Raw genomic sequence first — 16,355 nt, 5'->3', positions numbered from 1 at the left:
GCTTCCCCCTTGCCTCCCCTCCACGACATCACGGTGATCGCGCCGCATTTCAAGCGGCGCCTCTCCGGCGTGACTTCGACCGTCGTCCAGCTCATCCCCGAACAGCGACGGCTCGGGCGTGGCATCGTCACGCTCGGCCCCGGCCTGCCGGACGACCTGCCGCGCATGGCGTGGTGGCAATTGCCGGCGCTCTGGCCCCGGCCGAAATCCGCCCGCCACCGCGTCTGGCACGCCCGCCGCAACAACGAGATGTTGTTCGGCCTTTTGCTGCGCGACGTCCTGCGCATGCCGCTGAAGCTGCTGTTCACCTCGGCCGCCCAGCGTCGCCACACCGCCTATACCCGCTGGCTGATCGCGAAGATGGATGCCGTGGTCGCCACGAGCGCCCGCTCAGGCTCGTTCCTCGAAGTGCCGCATACGGTGATCCGGCACGGCGTCGACATCGACCGCTTCCATCCGGGAGACGGTGCCGACGACACGATCGCCGCAACCGGCCTTCCCGGACTATATCTGGTCGGCTGTTTCGGCCGCGTGCGCCACCAGAAGGGCACGGACCTCTTCGTGCACGCCATGATCGAGCTCCTGCCGCGCTATCCCGACTGGACGGCCGTGATCAGCGGACGCGTGACGCCGGACAACAAGGCTTTCGCCGACCAGCTGAAGGCCGAGATCGCGGCTGCCGGCCTGTCGTCGCGCATCGTCTTTCTCGGCGAGGTGGATGACATCAGGCCCTGGTACCGGCGGCTCACCCTCTATGTCGCACCCTCGCGCAACGAAGGCTTCGGCCTCACCCCGCTCGAAGCGATGGCATCCTCCACCGCGTCCGTCGCCAGCGATGCCGGCGCCTATGCCGAACTGATCGCCGAAGGTGAAACGGGCAAGGTCGTGCCCGCCGGCGAATACGAGCGCCTGCGCGACGCGATCGCCGGCTATCTCGCCGACCCGAACGAGGCGATTGAGGCCGGCCGGCGCGGACGCGCCCATGTGGTCGAGAATTTCGCCCTGGTGCGGGAAGCGACGGCGCTGGAGATGGTCTATAACCGGCTTCTCCTCGAGAACTGACGGACCGCGCCATGGGCAACAGGGATTTCATCGTCTGCCGGACCAGCCACGTACGCGGCTTCGTCGCGCGCTTCCAGGACCGTGTCGCCGCATTGCCGTCCGACCTCAAGAGCGCCGTCAAGATCGTCCTGAAACGCAAGGGCTTTTCCGGCCTGCTGCGCACGGTCCTCGTCAATGGCGGGCCGGTGCTCGACGAACTGGCCGAGCGCAACCTGAAGCGCCGGCAGATCCGTTTCCGCGCGGTGTTTTCCAATCCGCTGGTCGCCTGGATCTATCGCAAGGGAACGCGCATTCAGTGCCGCCTGATCGCCGCCGCCTTCGAGGCGCGGCTCGAGGAAGACCCGCAGGCCAGCGTCGTCGTGTTCAACGGTTATCTGATGCCGGACTCGATCCTGGCCGCCGTGGCAACCCGCGAGAAACGTCGCATGGTCTTCCTGGAGAAGGGATTCTTTCCCGCCACGCTGCAATGCGACCCGCACGGCATCAACCACCAGAGTTCGCTGCCGCGCGATCCCGACTTCTATCGTGCCTTCAGCCCCGCGGAACTGGGCGACAAACCGACCGCACTGGTCAAGCGTGCGTCCAAGCTGAAGGACGACGGCCCGGCCGCCCTGCCCGGCCGCTATGTCTTCGTTCCCTTCCAGGTTCCGAGCGACATGCAGATCCTGGCGCTGTCGCCGTGGATCCGCGACATGCGCCACCTCTATGACGAGATTTTCCGGCTCGCCGAGGCGGAAGGCCAAAGCCAATTCGTCATCAAGGAGCATCCGAGCTTTCCGCTGTCGATCCGCGCCGAGGTCACGCCGCATCCGCGCATCCACTTCGCCAACCACCACGACACGCAGGCGCTGATCGAGGGCGCCGACGCGGTGATCACGGTCAACTCGACCGTCGGTCTCGAATCGGTGCTGCTGGAGAAGAAGGTCATCACCCTCGGCCTCGCGCCCTATGACATCGAGGGACTGGTGCTGAAGGCCGGCAATGCCGCGGACCTGCTCACCGCCTTCCGCTTGCTCGACAGCTGGTCACCCGACGCGGACCTGCGTGAACGGGTCATCCGCTATATCCAGAACGTCTTCCTGCTCCAGGGCGAGCTGAAGAACCCCGATCCCCGCCTGCCTGGCATGATCGCCGCCCGCCTGGCCGGCACGGATCGGCACGGTCAGGCGGTCGCGGCCTTTGCTGAGGCGAAGCGCGGATCATAAGGGAAACCCGCGCCGATCAGGGCGGAGACCGGCGAGAAATTCAGGATCTCAATGCGATCCGCGGCGCAGACCCGGCGTGCGAGCGCGAAATGCGCGACGATGCGCCCCGCCGCTCCGGCAATGCCCGACCCTGCCGTATCGCCGGCCTTCTCGTAGAAACGCGGCTCGCCGGCATTCGAAATGTCGATGCCGAACAGGCCGATGATGGCCGGCCGGCAAAAGGCGGCGAACTGCAGCGCCGACACGGCGACCGAGCCGCCCTGGAACACGCCCCGCGACGGATCGCGCGAAAACCCGGCGCCATTGTCCGCGAGTACGGCAAAGTCCAGGCGCTTGAGGTCTTCGTCCGAACGCCGCCGCACCCGATAGGGCTTGCGGACATCGTCGATCAGAATGACCCGTTTGTCGGCGAGCCAGCCCCGATCCGTCTCGCAGATTGCCCGAATGACACCCACTGACAGGAGGCAGGTCGTCCCGGCATTGATCTTCTCGCGCATCAGCGGAAAATGCCGCCAGATGAAGCGCTCGTCCTCGATGGCGACCGCCAGGGGCGCACCGATGCGCGTCCCGATCAGGTTGATGGCGCCGTTGAGCAGGATCACCTCATGGGGTGCAACCCTCGAAAAATCGACGCCCGCGATCGAAGGTCCCGAACCGACGATATGAATGGTCTCATGCGCAGTCTTGCGCAGCAGATCGGCATGATGAAGCGCAGCGAACCGCTCGCCCTTGTACAGGATTGCCCCCTCGCCCAGCGGCGTCGTGGGGAGGCGTAGTTCCAGCCCCGGAAGCCAGTTTTGCGCATGCGCCCAGGCCTTGCCGAGGAAGACGGTCGCAGCGAGCTTGACGATCGAACGCTTGAGCGGGCGCTCCGATTTCAGTTTCAACGCCGTTCTCTCCTTCCCGGACCGCACCGGACAGTCACGCATCAGCGCCCTGCCAAGAAACTTGATTGTGCCGCGCCTCTCGGCCTAAATGCTCGCCAATCCAAGCATGGCCTGCCAGAGACGGCCATTCCGGCATACGCGAAAGATCGATCCCTTGCCACTCAAAGCCGTCATATTGAACGACACCCGCGGCGACAACCATTTCGGCTGCATGCGGGTGATGCGGATCATCGAGCAGAACCTCGAGGCCCGCGGGATCGAGATCGCCGCGACCAGTCTGGTGCGCAACGACTGGAAGCGCGACGAGGCTTTCCTGAACGCCATGCGCGCCGCCGACCTCATCGTCATCAATGGCGAGGGCACGCTGCACCACGGCAGCAAGCAGGGTGTGAGACTGCTCGACGTGGTCGCCCACCCGGCCCGCGGCGCGACGCCGGTGGCGCTGATCAATGCGGTCTATCAGGACAATCCACCGGCCTGGAACGAGCGCCTTGCCCGTATCGACCTCATCTCGACGCGCGATTCGTGGAGTGCGGCCGAAGTGGAAAAGGCGATTGGCCGGAAGGTCGGCTTCGTGCCCGATCTCTCGCTGACCGAGGGAGCGATCGCGACGCCCGGAACGGCGCGGCGCGATCGGCTGCTGGTCGGCGATTCCGTCAATCGGGATGTCGGCCGGCAGCTGCTGGCCTTTGCCGACCAGCGAGACGATGCGCGCTATCTGCCGATCCTCACCTCGATCAAGCCGCCCAAGCCCCACTATCCGCCGCCCCTGCGGGCGCTGCGCCAGGCCTATATCGACCTGCACGCCACGCTCTTCGGCTGGCGCCACCGGCACACCGAGTTCAACACCTCCGAGGCCGGATTCCTCAAGAGCCTGCAGTCCGGCTACCTGCATCTTAGTGGCCGCTTCCACGCCGTCTGTCTCTGCCTTGCGACCGGCACGCCCTTCCTGGCGCTCGAATCGAATTCCTGGAAGATCGCCGCCCTGCTCCATGATTTCGGCCTCGGCGCCGAGCGCATCGTCACGCTCGATGAGGCCCGGCGCCGGATCGAAGCGAACGAGCGCTTCGACTTCACCCCGCAGGAGCGCGAGACCGTCGCGACCGGCCTTGCCGCAGCACGCAAGGGGGCCGACGACCTGTTCGACAGCCTGCTCGCCCTTGCCAGGTCCAAGACCGCCGGAGCCGCAAAGCCATGAAGAATGCCTATGCCAGGATTGCCGGCATCCTTGCCCACTCACTCGGTGCCGCCCGCCTGACGCTTCACGGCGAAGGCATCGCCGCCCGGCAGATCGCAGCACTACCGATCGCGCACCCTGCGGCCGGCCCCGCACCGACCGAAGCCACTCTGGTGGTTTCGGTAAACGAGCTGGAAAAGGCGGAACCAGCCGTGCTCAACGCCCTGATCGAGAGCCGGAAGCGTGGCGGTACGCACCAGATCTTCGTCGTATCGACCATCTTCTCGTTGAAACTCGATGAGGCCGGGGTCAACGTCAACCGCATCATCGAACGGCCGGAATGGTGGCGCGACCGTCTGGCGGCGCATTTTCCAGACGTCAGCCGATTGCCGGAGGTGGAGACGCATGAGGTGATATTCCTCAGTTGGGCGCCCGGGCCGGCCGTGCGAAAGCGCCTGGGCAAGGCCTTGAAGATGATGAAGCTCGCCAGCCGCATCCGCTCCCTGCCCGGTCGGCTGCTGCAGCATTTTCGCGTCAAGCGCGCCGGCTTCATGTCCGAGCGACTGCTGTCGCACCTGCTCAACGGCAAGTCCGTCGCGCTGGTCGGCAATGCGGTCAGCCTTCGGGAAAAGACCTATGGCATGGCGATCGACGCAAACGACATCGTCATCCGCTGCAACCGCGCGCCGATCATCACCACCCGCTCGCATGGAACGCGTACCGACTGGATCGCCACCAGCATCGACATTCCGGAAGACGTGGCCCGCGAGCGCGGCGCCCGGCTCATTCTCTGGATGTCACCGAAATTGAAACGCCTGCCATCCTGGTTGTTCCGCTGGCCGCAGGTGTTCATGAACACCAAGGCCGGCAACCAGCGGCTCGCCGAACGACTAGGCAGCCGTCCCTCGACCGGTGCCATGGTGATCGATCTTCTGGTGCGATCCAACTGCCGCAGCGTCGAACTCTATGGCTTCGATTTCTTCAGCGGCCTGTCGCTTTCGGGCGTGCACACGCGCGAGACGACACCCCACGACTTCGGCTCCGAAGAGGTCTGGGTCCAGCAACTGCTCGAAATGGACAACCGCTTTTCCTTGCACCGCTGAGTAGGTCCCGCAGCGCGCCTGACGCTCAGATCTCCACCAGACCGGCCTTCTTGACCTGGCGGATGGTCAGCATGGTGCGCACCGTGTGGACGTGCTCGTTGGCGGTTAGCACCTCGATGACGAAGTCCTGGAACTTGGTCAGGTTCTCCGCCACGCAATGCAGCAAAAAATCGCTGTCGCCGGACACCATCCAGGCCTGGCGCACCATCGGCCAGCCGTCGGTGGCCGCGGCAAAGGCCTTGAGATTGCTTTCCGACTGATGCTTGAGGCCGATCATGCAGAAAGCGACGAGGTCAAAGCCCAGCTTCGGGGCATTGAGCATCGCGTGATAGCCTTCGATGATGCCCGCCTCTTCCAGCTTGCGCACGCGCCTGAGGCAGGGCGGCGCCGAAATGCCCACGCGCTCGGACAGCTCGACATTGGTCATTCGACCGTCGCGCTGCAGTTCCCGCAGGATCTTCAGATCAATTGCGTCCAGCTCGGCTCTCACCAGGGATCGACCTTTCATGGGATGATGATCCCGATATCTAGCTGAATCGCGCCAATAAGCAAGAATCTGTCGGAGACGAGCACAAAAATTGCCGCGCTTCGCCACTGCCTTGTTGGTATTGCAAAGCTGACCTTGAATAAATGCATGGACCATTCATAAATGAGGCTACAAACAAGCGTCGCGCGGCCTTATATCGCCCCTCCCTCTGCTACGCTTTGAAAGGACTAGCCATGACTGCCCGCCATACCAAGGTGCTGATCATCGGTTCCGGCCCGGCCGGATATACCGCAGCGATATACGCCGCCCGCGCAATGCTGAAGCCCGTCCTGATTGCCGGCATGGAACAGGGCGGCCAGCTGATGATCACCACCGACGTGGAAAACTATCCGGGCTTCGCCGATCCGATCCAGGGGCCATGGCTGATGGAACAGATGCTGAAGCAGGCGACGCATGTCGGCGCCGAGATCGTCAACGACCTGGTGACCGAGGTCGACCTGTCGCACCGTCCCTTCACCGCCAGGACCGATTCCGGCCAAGTCTGGAGCGCCGACACGCTGATCATCGCCACCGGCGCCAAGGCCAAGTGGCTTGGCATCGAGAGCGAACAGCACTTCCAGGGCTTCGGCGTCTCGGCCTGCGCCACCTGCGACGGCTTCTTCTATCGCAACAAGGACGTCATCGTCGTCGGCGGGGGCAATTCAGCAGTCGAAGAGGCGCTCTATCTCTCGCACATCGCCAAGTCGGTGACCGTCGTGCACCGCCGCGATTCGTTCCGCTCGGAAAAGATCCTGCAGGAACGCCTGTTCGCCAAGGACAATATTCGCGTGATGTGGAACACCGAGGTCGCCGAAATCACCGGCGCCCCGGCCAAGCCGCCGATGCCGCCGTCCGTCAGCGGCGTGAAGCTGCGCGACACCCAGAACGGTACCGTCACCGAAATGCCGATCGACGGCGTCTTCGTCGCCATCGGCCATGCGCCGGCCGTCGAACTGTTCAAGGGCAAGTTGAAGCTCAAGGCCAACGGCTATCTGTGGACCGCACCGGATTCGACCGCCACCGACATCGAGGGCGTCTTTGCCGCGGGTGACGTGACCGACGACATCTATCGCCAGGCGATCACCGCCGCCGGCATGGGCTGCATGGCAGCTCTCGAGGCCGAACGCTTCCTGTCAGCCGCGCCGGTCCGGGCCGAAGCCGCGGAATAACGATAAAGAGAGGGGGCGGCATGCCTTTGGATTGGGACAAGCTGCGCATTTTTCACGCGGCGGCGGAAGCGGGGTCGTTCACCCACGCGGCCGACAGGTTGCATTTGTCCCAGTCGGCCATCAGCCGTCAGGTCAGCGCGCTGGAGCAGGAGATCGGCGTCAAGCTGTTCCACCGCCATGCGCGCGGCCTGATCCTGACCGAACAGGGCGAGCTGCTCTACCGCACCGCCCATGACGTGCTGCTAAAGCTCGAAACGGTCAAGATGCAGCTGACCGAGACGACGGAAAAGCCGAGCGGCAAGCTGCGCGTCACGACGACCGTCGGCCTCGGCCAGGGCTGGCTCACCGACAAGATCCAGGAATTCCTCCAGCTCTATCCCGACATGTCGATCCAGCTGATCCTCGACAACGAGGAGCTGGACGTCAACATGCGCCATGCCGACTGCGCCATCCGCCTTCGCCAGCCGCAGCAGTCGGACCTCATCCAGCGCAAGCTGTTCACCGTGCACATGCACGTCTACGCGGCCCCCTCCTACATCAACCGTTACGGCGAGCCGCAGTCGATCGAAGATCTCGACAACCATCGCATCATCACCTTCGGTGAACCGGCACCGGGCTACCTGCTCGACGTAAACTGGCTGGAAGTGGCCGGGCGTACGTCGGACAATCCGCGCCAGCCGCATCTGCAGATCAACAGCCTGACCTCGATCAAGCGCGCCGCTCTGCTGGGAATCGGCATCGCCATGCTGCCCGACTACATCGTCGGCCGCGATCCGGGTCTGTTGCAGCTGGTGACCAGTGCCGACGTGCCGTCGTTCGACACCTATTTCTGCTACCCGGACGAAATGAAGAACGCAGCAAAACTGAAGGCTTTCCGCGATTTCATCGTGGCAAAGGCCCGCAATTGGAACTTCTAGGGGCCGATTGCGGAGCCAAAGGTTAAGGCCTGCGGTCAGCGCATGCCAGCAATGCATAAAAAAGCATTGTTCACTGCACAAAAAACCACTATATCGCACTCAGTTGATGCACATGGTGGCTTTTTCCTCCCAGTTCCACCGCATCAGCTGTTCCCCTCTGGAGGTTTTTGACCTTCATAATTAAAGGGCCCTGGAGCAATCCGGCGGCCCTCTTTTTTTGCGCACATGACGGATGGTCGCTTTCCGCCCGATGCAGCACCGCGAAATCCTGCGCGTCAGAATGTCCCAAAATTGGACATCTTTGCATGCTCTTTCACGCGACCGTGAGTTGACGGTCCCCAATCCTACCATATGTGAAACGGCATACACCGATACGGACGACTGCTGATGAATCTCGATGATACCCTCAAAGCGCTTGCACACCCTGCTCGCATCGAAATGCTGAACTGGCTCAAGGAGCCGGAACGCCATTTCTCCGCGCAGCTCCAGCCCCTGGCGCTGGGCGTGAGCGCCGGCCAGTTCGAACGCTGCGGCCTGTCGCAGTCGACCGTCTCCGCCCATCTCGCGACCCTGCAGCGCGCGGGCCTGATCTCCTCGACCCGCGTCGGCCAATGGGTTCTGTACCGCCGCAACGAAGACACGATCAGCGCCTTCCTCGAAGCCTTGAAGAAGATGCTCTGAAGCCCCAGATTCGACCAGCCGGTGCCCTCCTCCCAATTCACCGGCCTTTCTGGAGATCTTCATGACCAGTCTCTTTGATCCGATCGAGATCGGAAACATTTCCCTTTCAAACCGCATTGCCATGGCACCGCTGACCCGCAATCGCTCGCCGGGTGCCGTCCCCAACGATCTCAACGTCACCTATTACGAACAGCGCGCCACGGCCGGCCTGCTGATCTCGGAGGGGACGCCAATCAGCCATCAGGGCCAGGGCTATGCCCAGGTGCCCGGCCTGTACCTCCCGGAGTCGATCGAAGGCTGGAAGCGCGTGACGTCCGCCGTGCATGCTGCCGGCGGCCACATCGCCGCCCAGATCTGGCATGTCGGCCGCGTGTCGCATACCTCGCTCCAGCCGAATGGCGGCCAGCCCGTCGCCCCGTCGGCCATCCGCGCCAAGTCCAAGACCTATATCGTCCACGAGGACGGCACCGGCGGCTTCGTCGAGACTTCCGAGCCGCGGGCCCTCACGCTCGACGAGATACCGGGCATTGTCGAGGACTATCGCCGCGCCGCCCGCGCCGCGATCGACGCCGGTTTCGACGCGATAGAGATCCACGCCGCCAACGGCTACCTGATCGACCAGTTCCTGCGCTCGAACTCCAATACCCGCACCGACGCCTATGGCGGCTCGATCGAGAACCGCACGCGCTTCGCCCTCCAAGTCGTGGATGCGATCGTCAAGGAAATCGGCGCGGAGCGCACCGGCATCCGGCTCTCGCCAGTCACCCCCGCCAACGACGTCTCGGACCCCGAACCGCAGCCCCTGTTCAATCATCTGGCCGAAAAGCTTGCGGCCTATGATCTCGCCTTCATCCACGTCATCGAAGGCGCCACCGGCGGACCGCGCGACAACCTTCCCTTCGACTGGGCAGGCTTCAAGGCGGCCTATCGCGCCAAGGGCGGCAAGGCGGCCTGGATGGTCAACAACGGCTATGACCGTGCCATGGCGATTAATGCGGTCGCCTCCGGCCGGGCCGACATGGTCTCCTTCGGCAAGGCCTTCATCGCCAATCCGGACCTTGTGCAGCGCCTGAAGGAAAACGCGCCGCTCAACGAGGCGGACCGCGCGACCTTCTACGGCGGCGGAGCCGACGGCTACACGAACTATCCGAAAATGGCCTGAGTCTGACAGCAGGAACCCCGGCCCATCGCCGGGGTTTCTCCTTTCAGGCCCTGCGGTCGCCCTGCCCGCCGAACGCCTCGTTCACCAGTCCGACAGCCGCCCCCATCATGAAGAGCCCGTTGACCGGATGCAGCGCGGAGACAAATGCAAGGCCAAGCTCGCGTCCGAGGGCGACCAGCAGGACCTGCAGGCAATAGAGGCAGAACAGCAGAACCGTGTGGCGGCGATAGCGGTGCGCCGAAGGGCTCGCCAGCGACAGCGCCAGCAAACCGATGACCGGCAGCGACAGGCCGCCGCCGATTGCACCGTGGAGCGACCACAGGGCCGCATCGGAGAAGATCGACAGCCCCGCCAGGAAGAACTGCCCGCAGATCCCGACCACCAACGCGGCGGACATGAGGCGGACGCCGGCGCTGACGCGGGCCGGCTGGATGGTCGAAACGGAACTCATGCCGCCCTCCCACGAGCGAGGCTCGGCGCGACCGACGAGGCCGCGGCGGGCTTGTCGAGACACCCCAGAGATGACAGCGTCGCCCGCACAGCCTCGTCGATCGGCGTCTGCGGCTCGCTTCCGAGCATCGCCACCAGCCGGGCGTTGCGCATGCGGATCGGCTGGCGCCACAGATAGCGCATTTCAGCCAGTTCCCGGAACAACGGCACGAACGGCGAAGCCAGCCGGACCACCATCCACGGAAAGCGTTTGATCTTCAGATCCGGCTTGCCGGTCGCCCGGCCGATCGCCGCCGCCATTTCGGTTCCGTCGGCATCGAAGAAGCCGTCCATGTGGAACCGCGCGAACGGCGGAAGCTTGTCGGCCCGCTCGATCAACTGCATCATGGTTTCGGCGACATCCGGAAGATAGGCCCATTGATGCCCAACGCCGCGCTTGCCGGGATTGGTGACGAAGGTAACCGGCTTTCCCGGCCTGATCAGCCCCTGCGCAAACCAGTTGTTGCCGGCACCGGGGCCGAAGAAGTCGCCGGCCCGCACGATCAGCACCGGTGTACCGCGCCCGGCTGCCGCCTCGAGACGCTGCTCGAGGGCAACACGGATCCTGCCCTTGGCGGTCTGCGGGTTCTGAGGGCTGTCCTCGTCGATCAGCGGAAAGGCATCGGGCCCGAAATTGTAGACCGTCCCGGGCATGACGATCCGCGCGCCGACTGCGCCGGCGGCAGCGATCGTATTGTCGATCATCGGCAGGACCAGTTCGCCCCAGTTGCGATAGCCCGGCGGATTGACGGCATGGACGATCAGGCTGGCGCCCTGGGCAGCCTTGACGATGTCCTCGCGGCGCATGGCGTCCCCCGGCACCCATTCGAACTGCGGATGGCGCAGCGCCATCTCCCTGGCATTCCTGTGCATGGCGCGCACGCGGTAGCCGCGGGCGGCAAGCTTGTGGGCCATGGCGCCGCCGATCCCGCCGGTGGCGCCGAGAACGAGGGCAAGCGGCAATTGCATCAATTCCTGGGTCATGACGTATCTCCTGTGTCCGGCATGTTGCGATGACCGGAATATCGCTTGCAGACGCTCCATACGGAATTGCCTATTTATCTTGACTTGCTATACATATTTGAATGGGTGAGCTGAACGCAAACTGGGATTACTACCGCACCTTCCTCGCCGTGTTGCGCGAGGGGTCGCTGTCGGCCGCCGCCCGGGACCTGGGCCTGACGCAGCCAACCGTCGGCCGGCACATTGATGCGTTGGAAGCGCTCTCCGGCGCGCCGCTCTTCCTGCGCTCGCAGCAGGGCCTGCTGCCGACGGAAACCGCGCAGCAGATGAAACCCTATGCCGAGACCATGGCGGCCACCGCAGCCAGCCTGGCGCGTGCTGCAAGCGGCCAGCCCGGCAGCGTCACCGGTACGGTACGCATCAGCGCCAGCGAGGTGATCGGCATTGAAGTCCTGCCGCCCATCATAGCCGAACTTCAGGAACGGCATCCCGCTCTCAATGTGGAACTCTCGGTCTCGGACGCCGTGGAGGATCTGCTGCGCCAGGAGGCCGATATCGCGGTGCGCATGGTGCCGCCGTCGCAGGGGGCACTGGTGAGCCGCCGGATCGGCGCGATCCCCCTCGGACTGCACGCGCACCACCGCTATCTCGAGCGCCACGGCACGCCGACAGGGCTCGATCAGCTCTCCTCCCACCGGCTGATCGGCTTCGACCGGCAGCTCGCCTATATCCGGGCGATTCTCAAGGACAAGCCCAAGCTCGCCGACATCCATTTCACGATGCGCACCGACAGCAACCTCGCCCAGATGGCCATGATCCGGGCAGCCGGCGGCATCGGCATGTGCCAGAACACGCTTGCCCGGCGCGATCCCAACCTGGTTCCGGTCCTGGCAGAGGCGATCGAGCTGTCGCTGGAAACCTATGTCGTCATGCATGAGAACTTGAAGACGGCGGCCCGCTGTCGCGTCACCTTCGACGCCTTGGTCGCCGGGCTGCTCGACTACGTTTCCCGATGAGGAGAATTGGATGACCGAGCTTTCACGTGCCGAGCGCGACGCGTCAGCGGGAACCGGCAGCGGCCCTACCGGCGGCTTTGCACCGCTGGTGCCCGAACTCGACGTCACCAGCATCGCGGCGAGCCTCGCCTTCTGGTGCGACGGGCTCGGCTTTCGCGTGGCCTACGAACGGCGGCAGGCGAAGTTTGCCTACCTCGAGCGCCAAGGTGCGCAGGTCATGCTGTGTGAAATCAACGGCAATTGGCGGACGGCACCGCTCGAACGGCCGTACGGCCGCGGCATCAACTTCCAGATCGCCACCGACGACCTCGAATCCATACTTGAAGCCCTTCGCAAACTGGATTGGCCGCCCTTCGAAGAACCGAGCGAAAGCTGGTATCGCGTTGGCGAGACAGAGGAAACCGGTTCACGGGAGTTCCTCGTGCAGGACCCTGACGGCTATCTGATCCGGTTCGCCCAGTCGATCGGCCTCCGCAGCATCCGCTAGGCCGGCGTTTCACCGGACTGGTAGCGATCGACGATCTCGACTTCCGGCCGGTCGCCGCCGTCACTGACCTCGTAGTGCCACTTGCCCTTCTCGTCCTGATAGCTGATCTTGACGGGCTCGTCGCCGACCTGCTGTTCCTGCATGACGATACGTGCTGCCTCCAGGGCCTCGTCGTGGCTGGCAAAGCTTTCGGAGAAAACGTCGCCGAGCTTGTAGGCCCATCCCCCGTCATGGGGAACGATCTCGTAGGCAACCTTGGTCATTCTGTCCTCCTTTCTTATGCTTGGGCTTAGTATCGCATCAAGCGCACCAATCCGCAAACCCGAAGCGGGGCGGAACAGTTCCATCCGCCCGACCGTTCCCGCCCATCGCCCGTAAGGGGCGGTACGCAATGCACAGGAGCCGTCCATGCTGAGACAGGAGAAGATCCTTCTCTTTCCGATCCTTATGGCAGTTTTCGGATTCAGTTTGGAACACGAGATCCTCGCCATGGGCACGGTCGTGTCGCTCGCCGCGGCTGCTGCGCCGATTGCCGCCATCGTCGCGGCATCGCTGCGCGTCGCCCACCATGCGGAAGTGCTCGCCGTCAAGGTCGGCGATCCCTACGGCACGATGATCCTGACGCTGTCGGCGGTGGCGGTCGAGGTGCTGATCCTCGCCATCATGATGAACAACCGTCCCACTCAGCCCTCTTCCGTCACCGATTTTCACGCGCGAACGCATTGAATAATAACGTTTTTTCGCAATTTTCAGCGACCCGCGCTCTGGCGAACTGGGATCGGAGAAATCGTTATGGCAAGCCTTTCCGACACAGCCATCCGACAGGCCTTCAAGCGGGTCGAGAAGACCGGGAGGCAGGAAAACCTCCCCGATGGCAACGGGCGCGGCACGCGTCGCCTCATTCTGTCCGTCAAGTCCATGCCCACGCGCGTGACGGCCGAATGGATGGCCCAGCAATGGCGCGGCGGCGACCGGCGCCGCGGCCGGAAGATGTCGGCGGCTTGCCCGGCTTCGAGGACTTCCTCGAAGCAATGGCAAAGCCTCGACATGCGCAACACCGCGAAGTCGTGGACTGGTACGGCGGTCGCTTCGAGCCGGAAGATATTGACGTCGATACGATCAATGATCGGATAGCCAAACTCGCGCGCCGCCGAACCCTCGGAGAAGCTGGCTACGCAAAAAGCCAGAACAAACGCCACTGACGGGAAGCCGGCCCATCCGTGGCCTACGCCGGATGCTTACAGCAGGATGGCTACGTCGCGCCAATCAATCGGGCCTGCAGCAGTTCGAGTTTCGCTCGCCCAGGCCTGGCGGGACAGTCTATAGTGACGCGAAACGCTCGGGCCTGAAGGTCGCAAGCATGGTATGTTCCTTGCCGGTCGCAACCTCGTAGGCGAGCAGTTCGCCGACGATCAGGCCGAGCGTCGCGCCGCTGTGGCTGAAGGCGACGTAGTAGCCGGGGATGGCCTTGAGCGCACCGACCACGGGTTCGCCGTCGCCGGGGATCGGTTTGCCGCCAACGCCGACGGAGGCGACCTCGAGCCTCGGATTGCCCTTCATCACCCTGGCCGCCTCCGCCAGCAGCGCCTCAACCACGGCTTCGTCGATGTCGTAGCCGCCGTCGGGACGCGCTTTCACGCCTTCGTCCGCGGCCCAGTCGGCATCGAGCGAGAAGGTGCCGCCGGGCGCAGGCCGCACGGCCACGCGCGGGGTGTTGAGGACGGCGCGCAGCGGGTGGGAGAACGGCTTGGTCTGCACCAGCAGGGCGATCGGGGTGTCATCGCCGATCACCTGGCCGCTGTCCGCCGCCATGCGCGGCACCGCCGGCCCCGTTGCGACCACGACGGCGTCGCTGAGGAAGTGTCGGCCGGTGGCGGTTTTCGCACCGACGGCCCGGCCGGCCTCGACCAGAACCTTGGCCGCGCCCTGATCCGTCACCACCACGCCCCCGAGAGCGGAAAACTCTTCGAGAAGCATGCCGATCAGGACCGGAAGGTCGACCCAGCCCTCGCCGGGATTGAAGATCGCGCCCTGGCGGGTGATCGCCCTTGCGTCGAGACCGGGCGTGACCTCGGCGACATCGGCTGCGCAGACGCGCCGTGCGTCATAGGCAAGCGAAACCTCGTGGCGGTAGGCGGCGTCGATCTCGTTGCGCTCGTCGTCGGCGTCCCAGGTCAGGCCGCCGTCGAACCGAAGCCAGTCCGTATCGGGGTGCTTGGCGAAAAGGGTGCGGTAGCGATCGATGCCGGCCATGCGCAGGCGGTGATAGGGCTCCGAGCGCATGCGCGCCGAGTTCAGCCAGGAGAGCGAGCGGCCGGACGCGCCGTTGGCCGGAGGGCCATCATTGAGGATGGTGACCCTGATGCCGCGGCGGGCAAGCTGAACGCCGGTGGAAACGCCGAAAATGCCGGCGCCGATGATGACGGCCGAAGAGATGCTGTTGTCTGTCATGGGATGTCTTTCGATCGGTGGGTCATGGAAATGGTCGGGACGTCTCAGGGCTGCTCCCAGCGGCCGGAGACGGCGGAGCGGAAGAGCGCGTCGATCACCTTCATGTTGGCGATCGCATCTCCCAGTCCCGTGTCGAGCGGCTTGCCCGAGAGAATGGCTTCGCAGAGGGCGTCGGCCTGTTCGCGGTACTGGTCGACCGCCGCGATGGCGATCTCCTCGCGCCCGCCGCCGGCAAGATCGCGGCCGTCGTCGAGGATCAGCCGGCTAGGCTGATCGGCCGGCGCGTTGAAGGGAATGGGGATTTCCAGGCGTCCGCGCGTGCCGAGCACCGTGACCATCTGCGTCAGGGCAAGTTGCGTGGAACAGGTGAAGGCGAGCTGCCTGCCCTGCGGAAACGCCAGCAGACCGCTGGTCAGCCTATCCGTTCCGAAGACCGGATCGCGCTCCACCAGGGCGATCGCCCGCAGCGGTTCGGCGCCGAACAGGAAACGGGCGGTATTGATGGCGTAGCAGCCGACGTCGAACAGGCCGCCGCCACCGATATCCGCGCGGTTGCGCACGTTCTCAGGATCGTCGAGATAGTAGGAGAAGATCGTCTGGATCGCCCTCGCCTCGCCGATCCGCCCTTCCGCCACCAGCGCCTGCGCCTTCTTCCATTGTGGGTGATGACGCACCATGAAGGCTTCGGCGACCGGCAGGCCGGTGGCCTTCTGCGCGTCGGCCAGCGTCATGGCCTCTGCTGCGTCGAGCGCGATCGGTTTCTCGCAGAGCGCCGGCTTGCCCTGCTCCAGTGCCTTTATCGTCCAGGGCACATGCAGATGATTGGGCAGCGGATTGTAGATCGCGTCGATCTCGGGATCGGCCAGCAGGTCCTCGTACCGGCCATAGGCCTTGGCGATGCCGAACCGGGCCGCCATGTCGCTTGCCTTGCCGGCATCGCGCGAGGCGATGGCCGTCACCCGGCCGAGGCGGCTGGACTGGATGGCGGGAATGGCCGCCTTGGCGGCAATGCCGGCGCAGCCCAGCACGCCCCATCTGATCGTTGCTGTCATCTGGCTCT

General features: G+C 64.5%; 19 protein-coding genes and 1 pseudogene. 13 read left to right on the top strand and 7 right to left on the bottom strand.

The window, feature by feature from the left end; genetic code table 11:
• Nucleotides 1–9 precede the first annotated feature (9 nt).
• Entirely contained in the window at nt 10–1,062 is a 1,053-nt protein-coding gene (locus tag AC07Y0_RS04865; protein WP_498675060.1) for a glycosyltransferase family 4 protein, read from the top strand.
• An 11-nt stretch (nt 1,063–1,073) separates the two neighbouring features.
• Nucleotides 1,074–2,267, top strand: a complete 1,194-nt coding sequence (locus AC07Y0_RS04860; protein WP_498675058.1) for a capsular polysaccharide export protein, LipB/KpsS family — start codon at nt 1,074–1,076, stop codon at nt 2,265–2,267.
• On the opposite strand, the gene AC07Y0_RS04855 is transcribed toward AC07Y0_RS04860, so the two are convergent.
• Nucleotides 2,225–3,148, bottom strand: coding sequence for a WaaZ-like lipopolysaccharide core biosynthesis protein (locus tag AC07Y0_RS04855; RefSeq protein ID WP_498680174.1), 924 nt, complete (start codon nt 3,146–3,148; stop codon nt 2,225–2,227). The genes AC07Y0_RS04860 and AC07Y0_RS04855 overlap by 43 nt on opposite strands.
• Before the next feature lie 160 nt (nt 3,149–3,308).
• Between AC07Y0_RS04855 and AC07Y0_RS04850 the strand changes: the two genes are divergently transcribed.
• Nucleotides 3,309–4,352, top strand: a complete 1,044-nt coding sequence (locus AC07Y0_RS04850; protein ID WP_498675057.1) for a polysaccharide pyruvyl transferase family protein — start codon at nt 3,309–3,311, stop codon at nt 4,350–4,352.
• Complete coding sequence (locus tag AC07Y0_RS04845) at nt 4,349–5,434, top strand: glycosyltransferase family 29 protein (RefSeq protein ID WP_498675055.1); 1,086 nt, start codon at nt 4,349–4,351, stop codon at nt 5,432–5,434. Before AC07Y0_RS04850 ends, AC07Y0_RS04845 begins: the two co-directional genes overlap by 4 nt.
• Nucleotides 5,435–5,459: 25 nt before the next feature.
• Here the strand turns inward: AC07Y0_RS04845 and AC07Y0_RS04840 are convergent, their stop codons facing one another.
• Complete coding sequence (locus tag AC07Y0_RS04840; RefSeq protein WP_454748813.1) at nt 5,460–5,927, bottom strand: Lrp/AsnC family transcriptional regulator; 468 nt, start codon at nt 5,925–5,927, stop codon at nt 5,460–5,462.
• 227 nt (nt 5,928–6,154) lie between these two features.
• Here AC07Y0_RS04840 and trxB point away from each other — a divergent pair, with 227 nt between their 5' ends.
• The 4 genes from trxB (at nt 6,155) to AC07Y0_RS04820 (ending at nt 9,889) form a co-directional block, all read left to right on the top strand.
• Nucleotides 6,155–7,129, top strand: a complete 975-nt coding sequence (gene trxB / locus AC07Y0_RS04835; RefSeq protein ID WP_498675052.1) for a thioredoxin-disulfide reductase — start codon at nt 6,155–6,157, stop codon at nt 7,127–7,129.
• Nucleotides 7,130–7,149: 20 nt separating this feature from the next.
• Nucleotides 7,150–8,046: a LysR family transcriptional regulator VtlR gene (locus AC07Y0_RS04830; protein ID WP_454746473.1), complete on the top strand. Its 897-nt coding sequence runs from the start codon at nt 7,150–7,152 to the stop codon at nt 8,044–8,046.
• A gap of 387 nt (nt 8,047–8,433) precedes the next feature.
• A complete protein-coding gene (locus tag AC07Y0_RS04825; protein ID WP_498675049.1) occupies nt 8,434–8,727 on the top strand; it encodes an ArsR/SmtB family transcription factor in 294 nt (97 codons plus the stop codon).
• A 61-nt stretch (nt 8,728–8,788) separates the two neighbouring features.
• Nucleotides 8,789–9,889 (top strand): alkene reductase, encoded by a 1,101-nt coding sequence (locus tag AC07Y0_RS04820; protein ID WP_498675047.1) that lies wholly within the window; start codon nt 8,789–8,791, stop codon nt 9,887–9,889.
• 43 nt (nt 9,890–9,932) lie between these two features.
• Here the strand turns inward: AC07Y0_RS04820 and AC07Y0_RS04815 are convergent, their stop codons facing one another.
• Together AC07Y0_RS04815 and AC07Y0_RS04810 are read right to left on the bottom strand one after the other, a co-directional pair.
• Nucleotides 9,933–10,340, bottom strand: a complete 408-nt coding sequence (locus AC07Y0_RS04815) for a DUF6220 domain-containing protein (protein ID WP_498675045.1) — start codon at nt 10,338–10,340, stop codon at nt 9,933–9,935.
• Entirely contained in the window at nt 10,337–11,362 is a 1,026-nt protein-coding gene (locus AC07Y0_RS04810) for an NAD-dependent epimerase/dehydratase family protein (RefSeq protein ID WP_498675043.1), read from the bottom strand. The genes AC07Y0_RS04815 and AC07Y0_RS04810 overlap by 4 nt, the downstream gene beginning before the upstream one ends.
• A 101-nt stretch (nt 11,363–11,463) precedes the next feature.
• Between AC07Y0_RS04810 and AC07Y0_RS04805 the strand changes: the two genes are divergently transcribed.
• Complete coding sequence (locus AC07Y0_RS04805) at nt 11,464–12,357, top strand: LysR family transcriptional regulator (protein ID WP_498675041.1); 894 nt, start codon at nt 11,464–11,466, stop codon at nt 12,355–12,357.
• Between the two features lie 10 nt (nt 12,358–12,367).
• Nucleotides 12,368–12,844 carry a bleomycin resistance protein gene (locus tag AC07Y0_RS04800; protein ID WP_498675039.1) on the top strand — a complete coding sequence of 159 codons (477 nt, stop codon included), beginning with the start codon at nt 12,368–12,370 and terminating at the stop codon, nt 12,842–12,844.
• On the opposite strand, the gene AC07Y0_RS04795 is transcribed toward AC07Y0_RS04800, so the two are convergent.
• Nucleotides 12,841–13,107: a DUF2188 domain-containing protein gene (locus AC07Y0_RS04795; RefSeq protein WP_028735661.1), complete on the bottom strand. Its 267-nt coding sequence runs from the start codon at nt 13,105–13,107 to the stop codon at nt 12,841–12,843. The two genes, AC07Y0_RS04800 and AC07Y0_RS04795, sit on opposite strands and share 4 nt — an antisense overlap.
• A 145-nt stretch (nt 13,108–13,252) precedes the next feature.
• Here AC07Y0_RS04795 and AC07Y0_RS04790 point away from each other — a divergent pair, with 145 nt between their 5' ends.
• The 3 genes and pseudogenes from AC07Y0_RS04790 to AC07Y0_RS04780 all read left to right on the top strand — a co-directional run bounded on the left by AC07Y0_RS04790 (nt 13,253) and on the right by AC07Y0_RS04780 (nt 14,046).
• Nucleotides 13,253–13,570, top strand: coding sequence for a hypothetical protein (locus tag AC07Y0_RS04790; protein ID WP_498675038.1), 318 nt, complete (start codon nt 13,253–13,255; stop codon nt 13,568–13,570).
• 66 nt (nt 13,571–13,636) lie between these two features.
• A pseudogene (locus AC07Y0_RS04785) lies at nt 13,637–13,820 on the top strand (site-specific integrase); the annotation flags it as partial.
• Complete coding sequence (locus AC07Y0_RS04780) at nt 13,786–14,046, top strand: IS1096 element passenger TnpR family protein (RefSeq protein ID WP_498675036.1); 261 nt, start codon at nt 13,786–13,788, stop codon at nt 14,044–14,046. The pseudogene AC07Y0_RS04785 and the gene AC07Y0_RS04780, both read left to right, overlap by 35 nt.
• A gap of 118 nt (nt 14,047–14,164) precedes the next feature.
• On the opposite strand, the gene AC07Y0_RS04775 is transcribed toward AC07Y0_RS04780, so the two are convergent.
• Both AC07Y0_RS04775 and AC07Y0_RS04770 read right to left on the bottom strand, forming a co-directional pair.
• Nucleotides 14,165–15,295: an NAD(P)/FAD-dependent oxidoreductase gene (locus AC07Y0_RS04775; protein WP_498675034.1), complete on the bottom strand. Its 1,131-nt coding sequence runs from the start codon at nt 15,293–15,295 to the stop codon at nt 14,165–14,167.
• Between the two features lie 44 nt (nt 15,296–15,339).
• On the bottom strand, nt 15,340–16,347 hold the full coding sequence (locus AC07Y0_RS04770; RefSeq protein ID WP_498675032.1) for a Gfo/Idh/MocA family protein: 1,008 nt from the start codon (nt 16,345–16,347) through the stop codon (nt 15,340–15,342).
• Nucleotides 16,348–16,355 lie beyond the last annotated feature (8 nt).

The sequence above is a fragment of the Allorhizobium sp. GW101-3B10 genome, from assembly GCF_059424725.1.
Note: the sequence above shows the minus strand (reverse complement) of the source record. Positions and strands in the feature narration are given on the sequence as shown.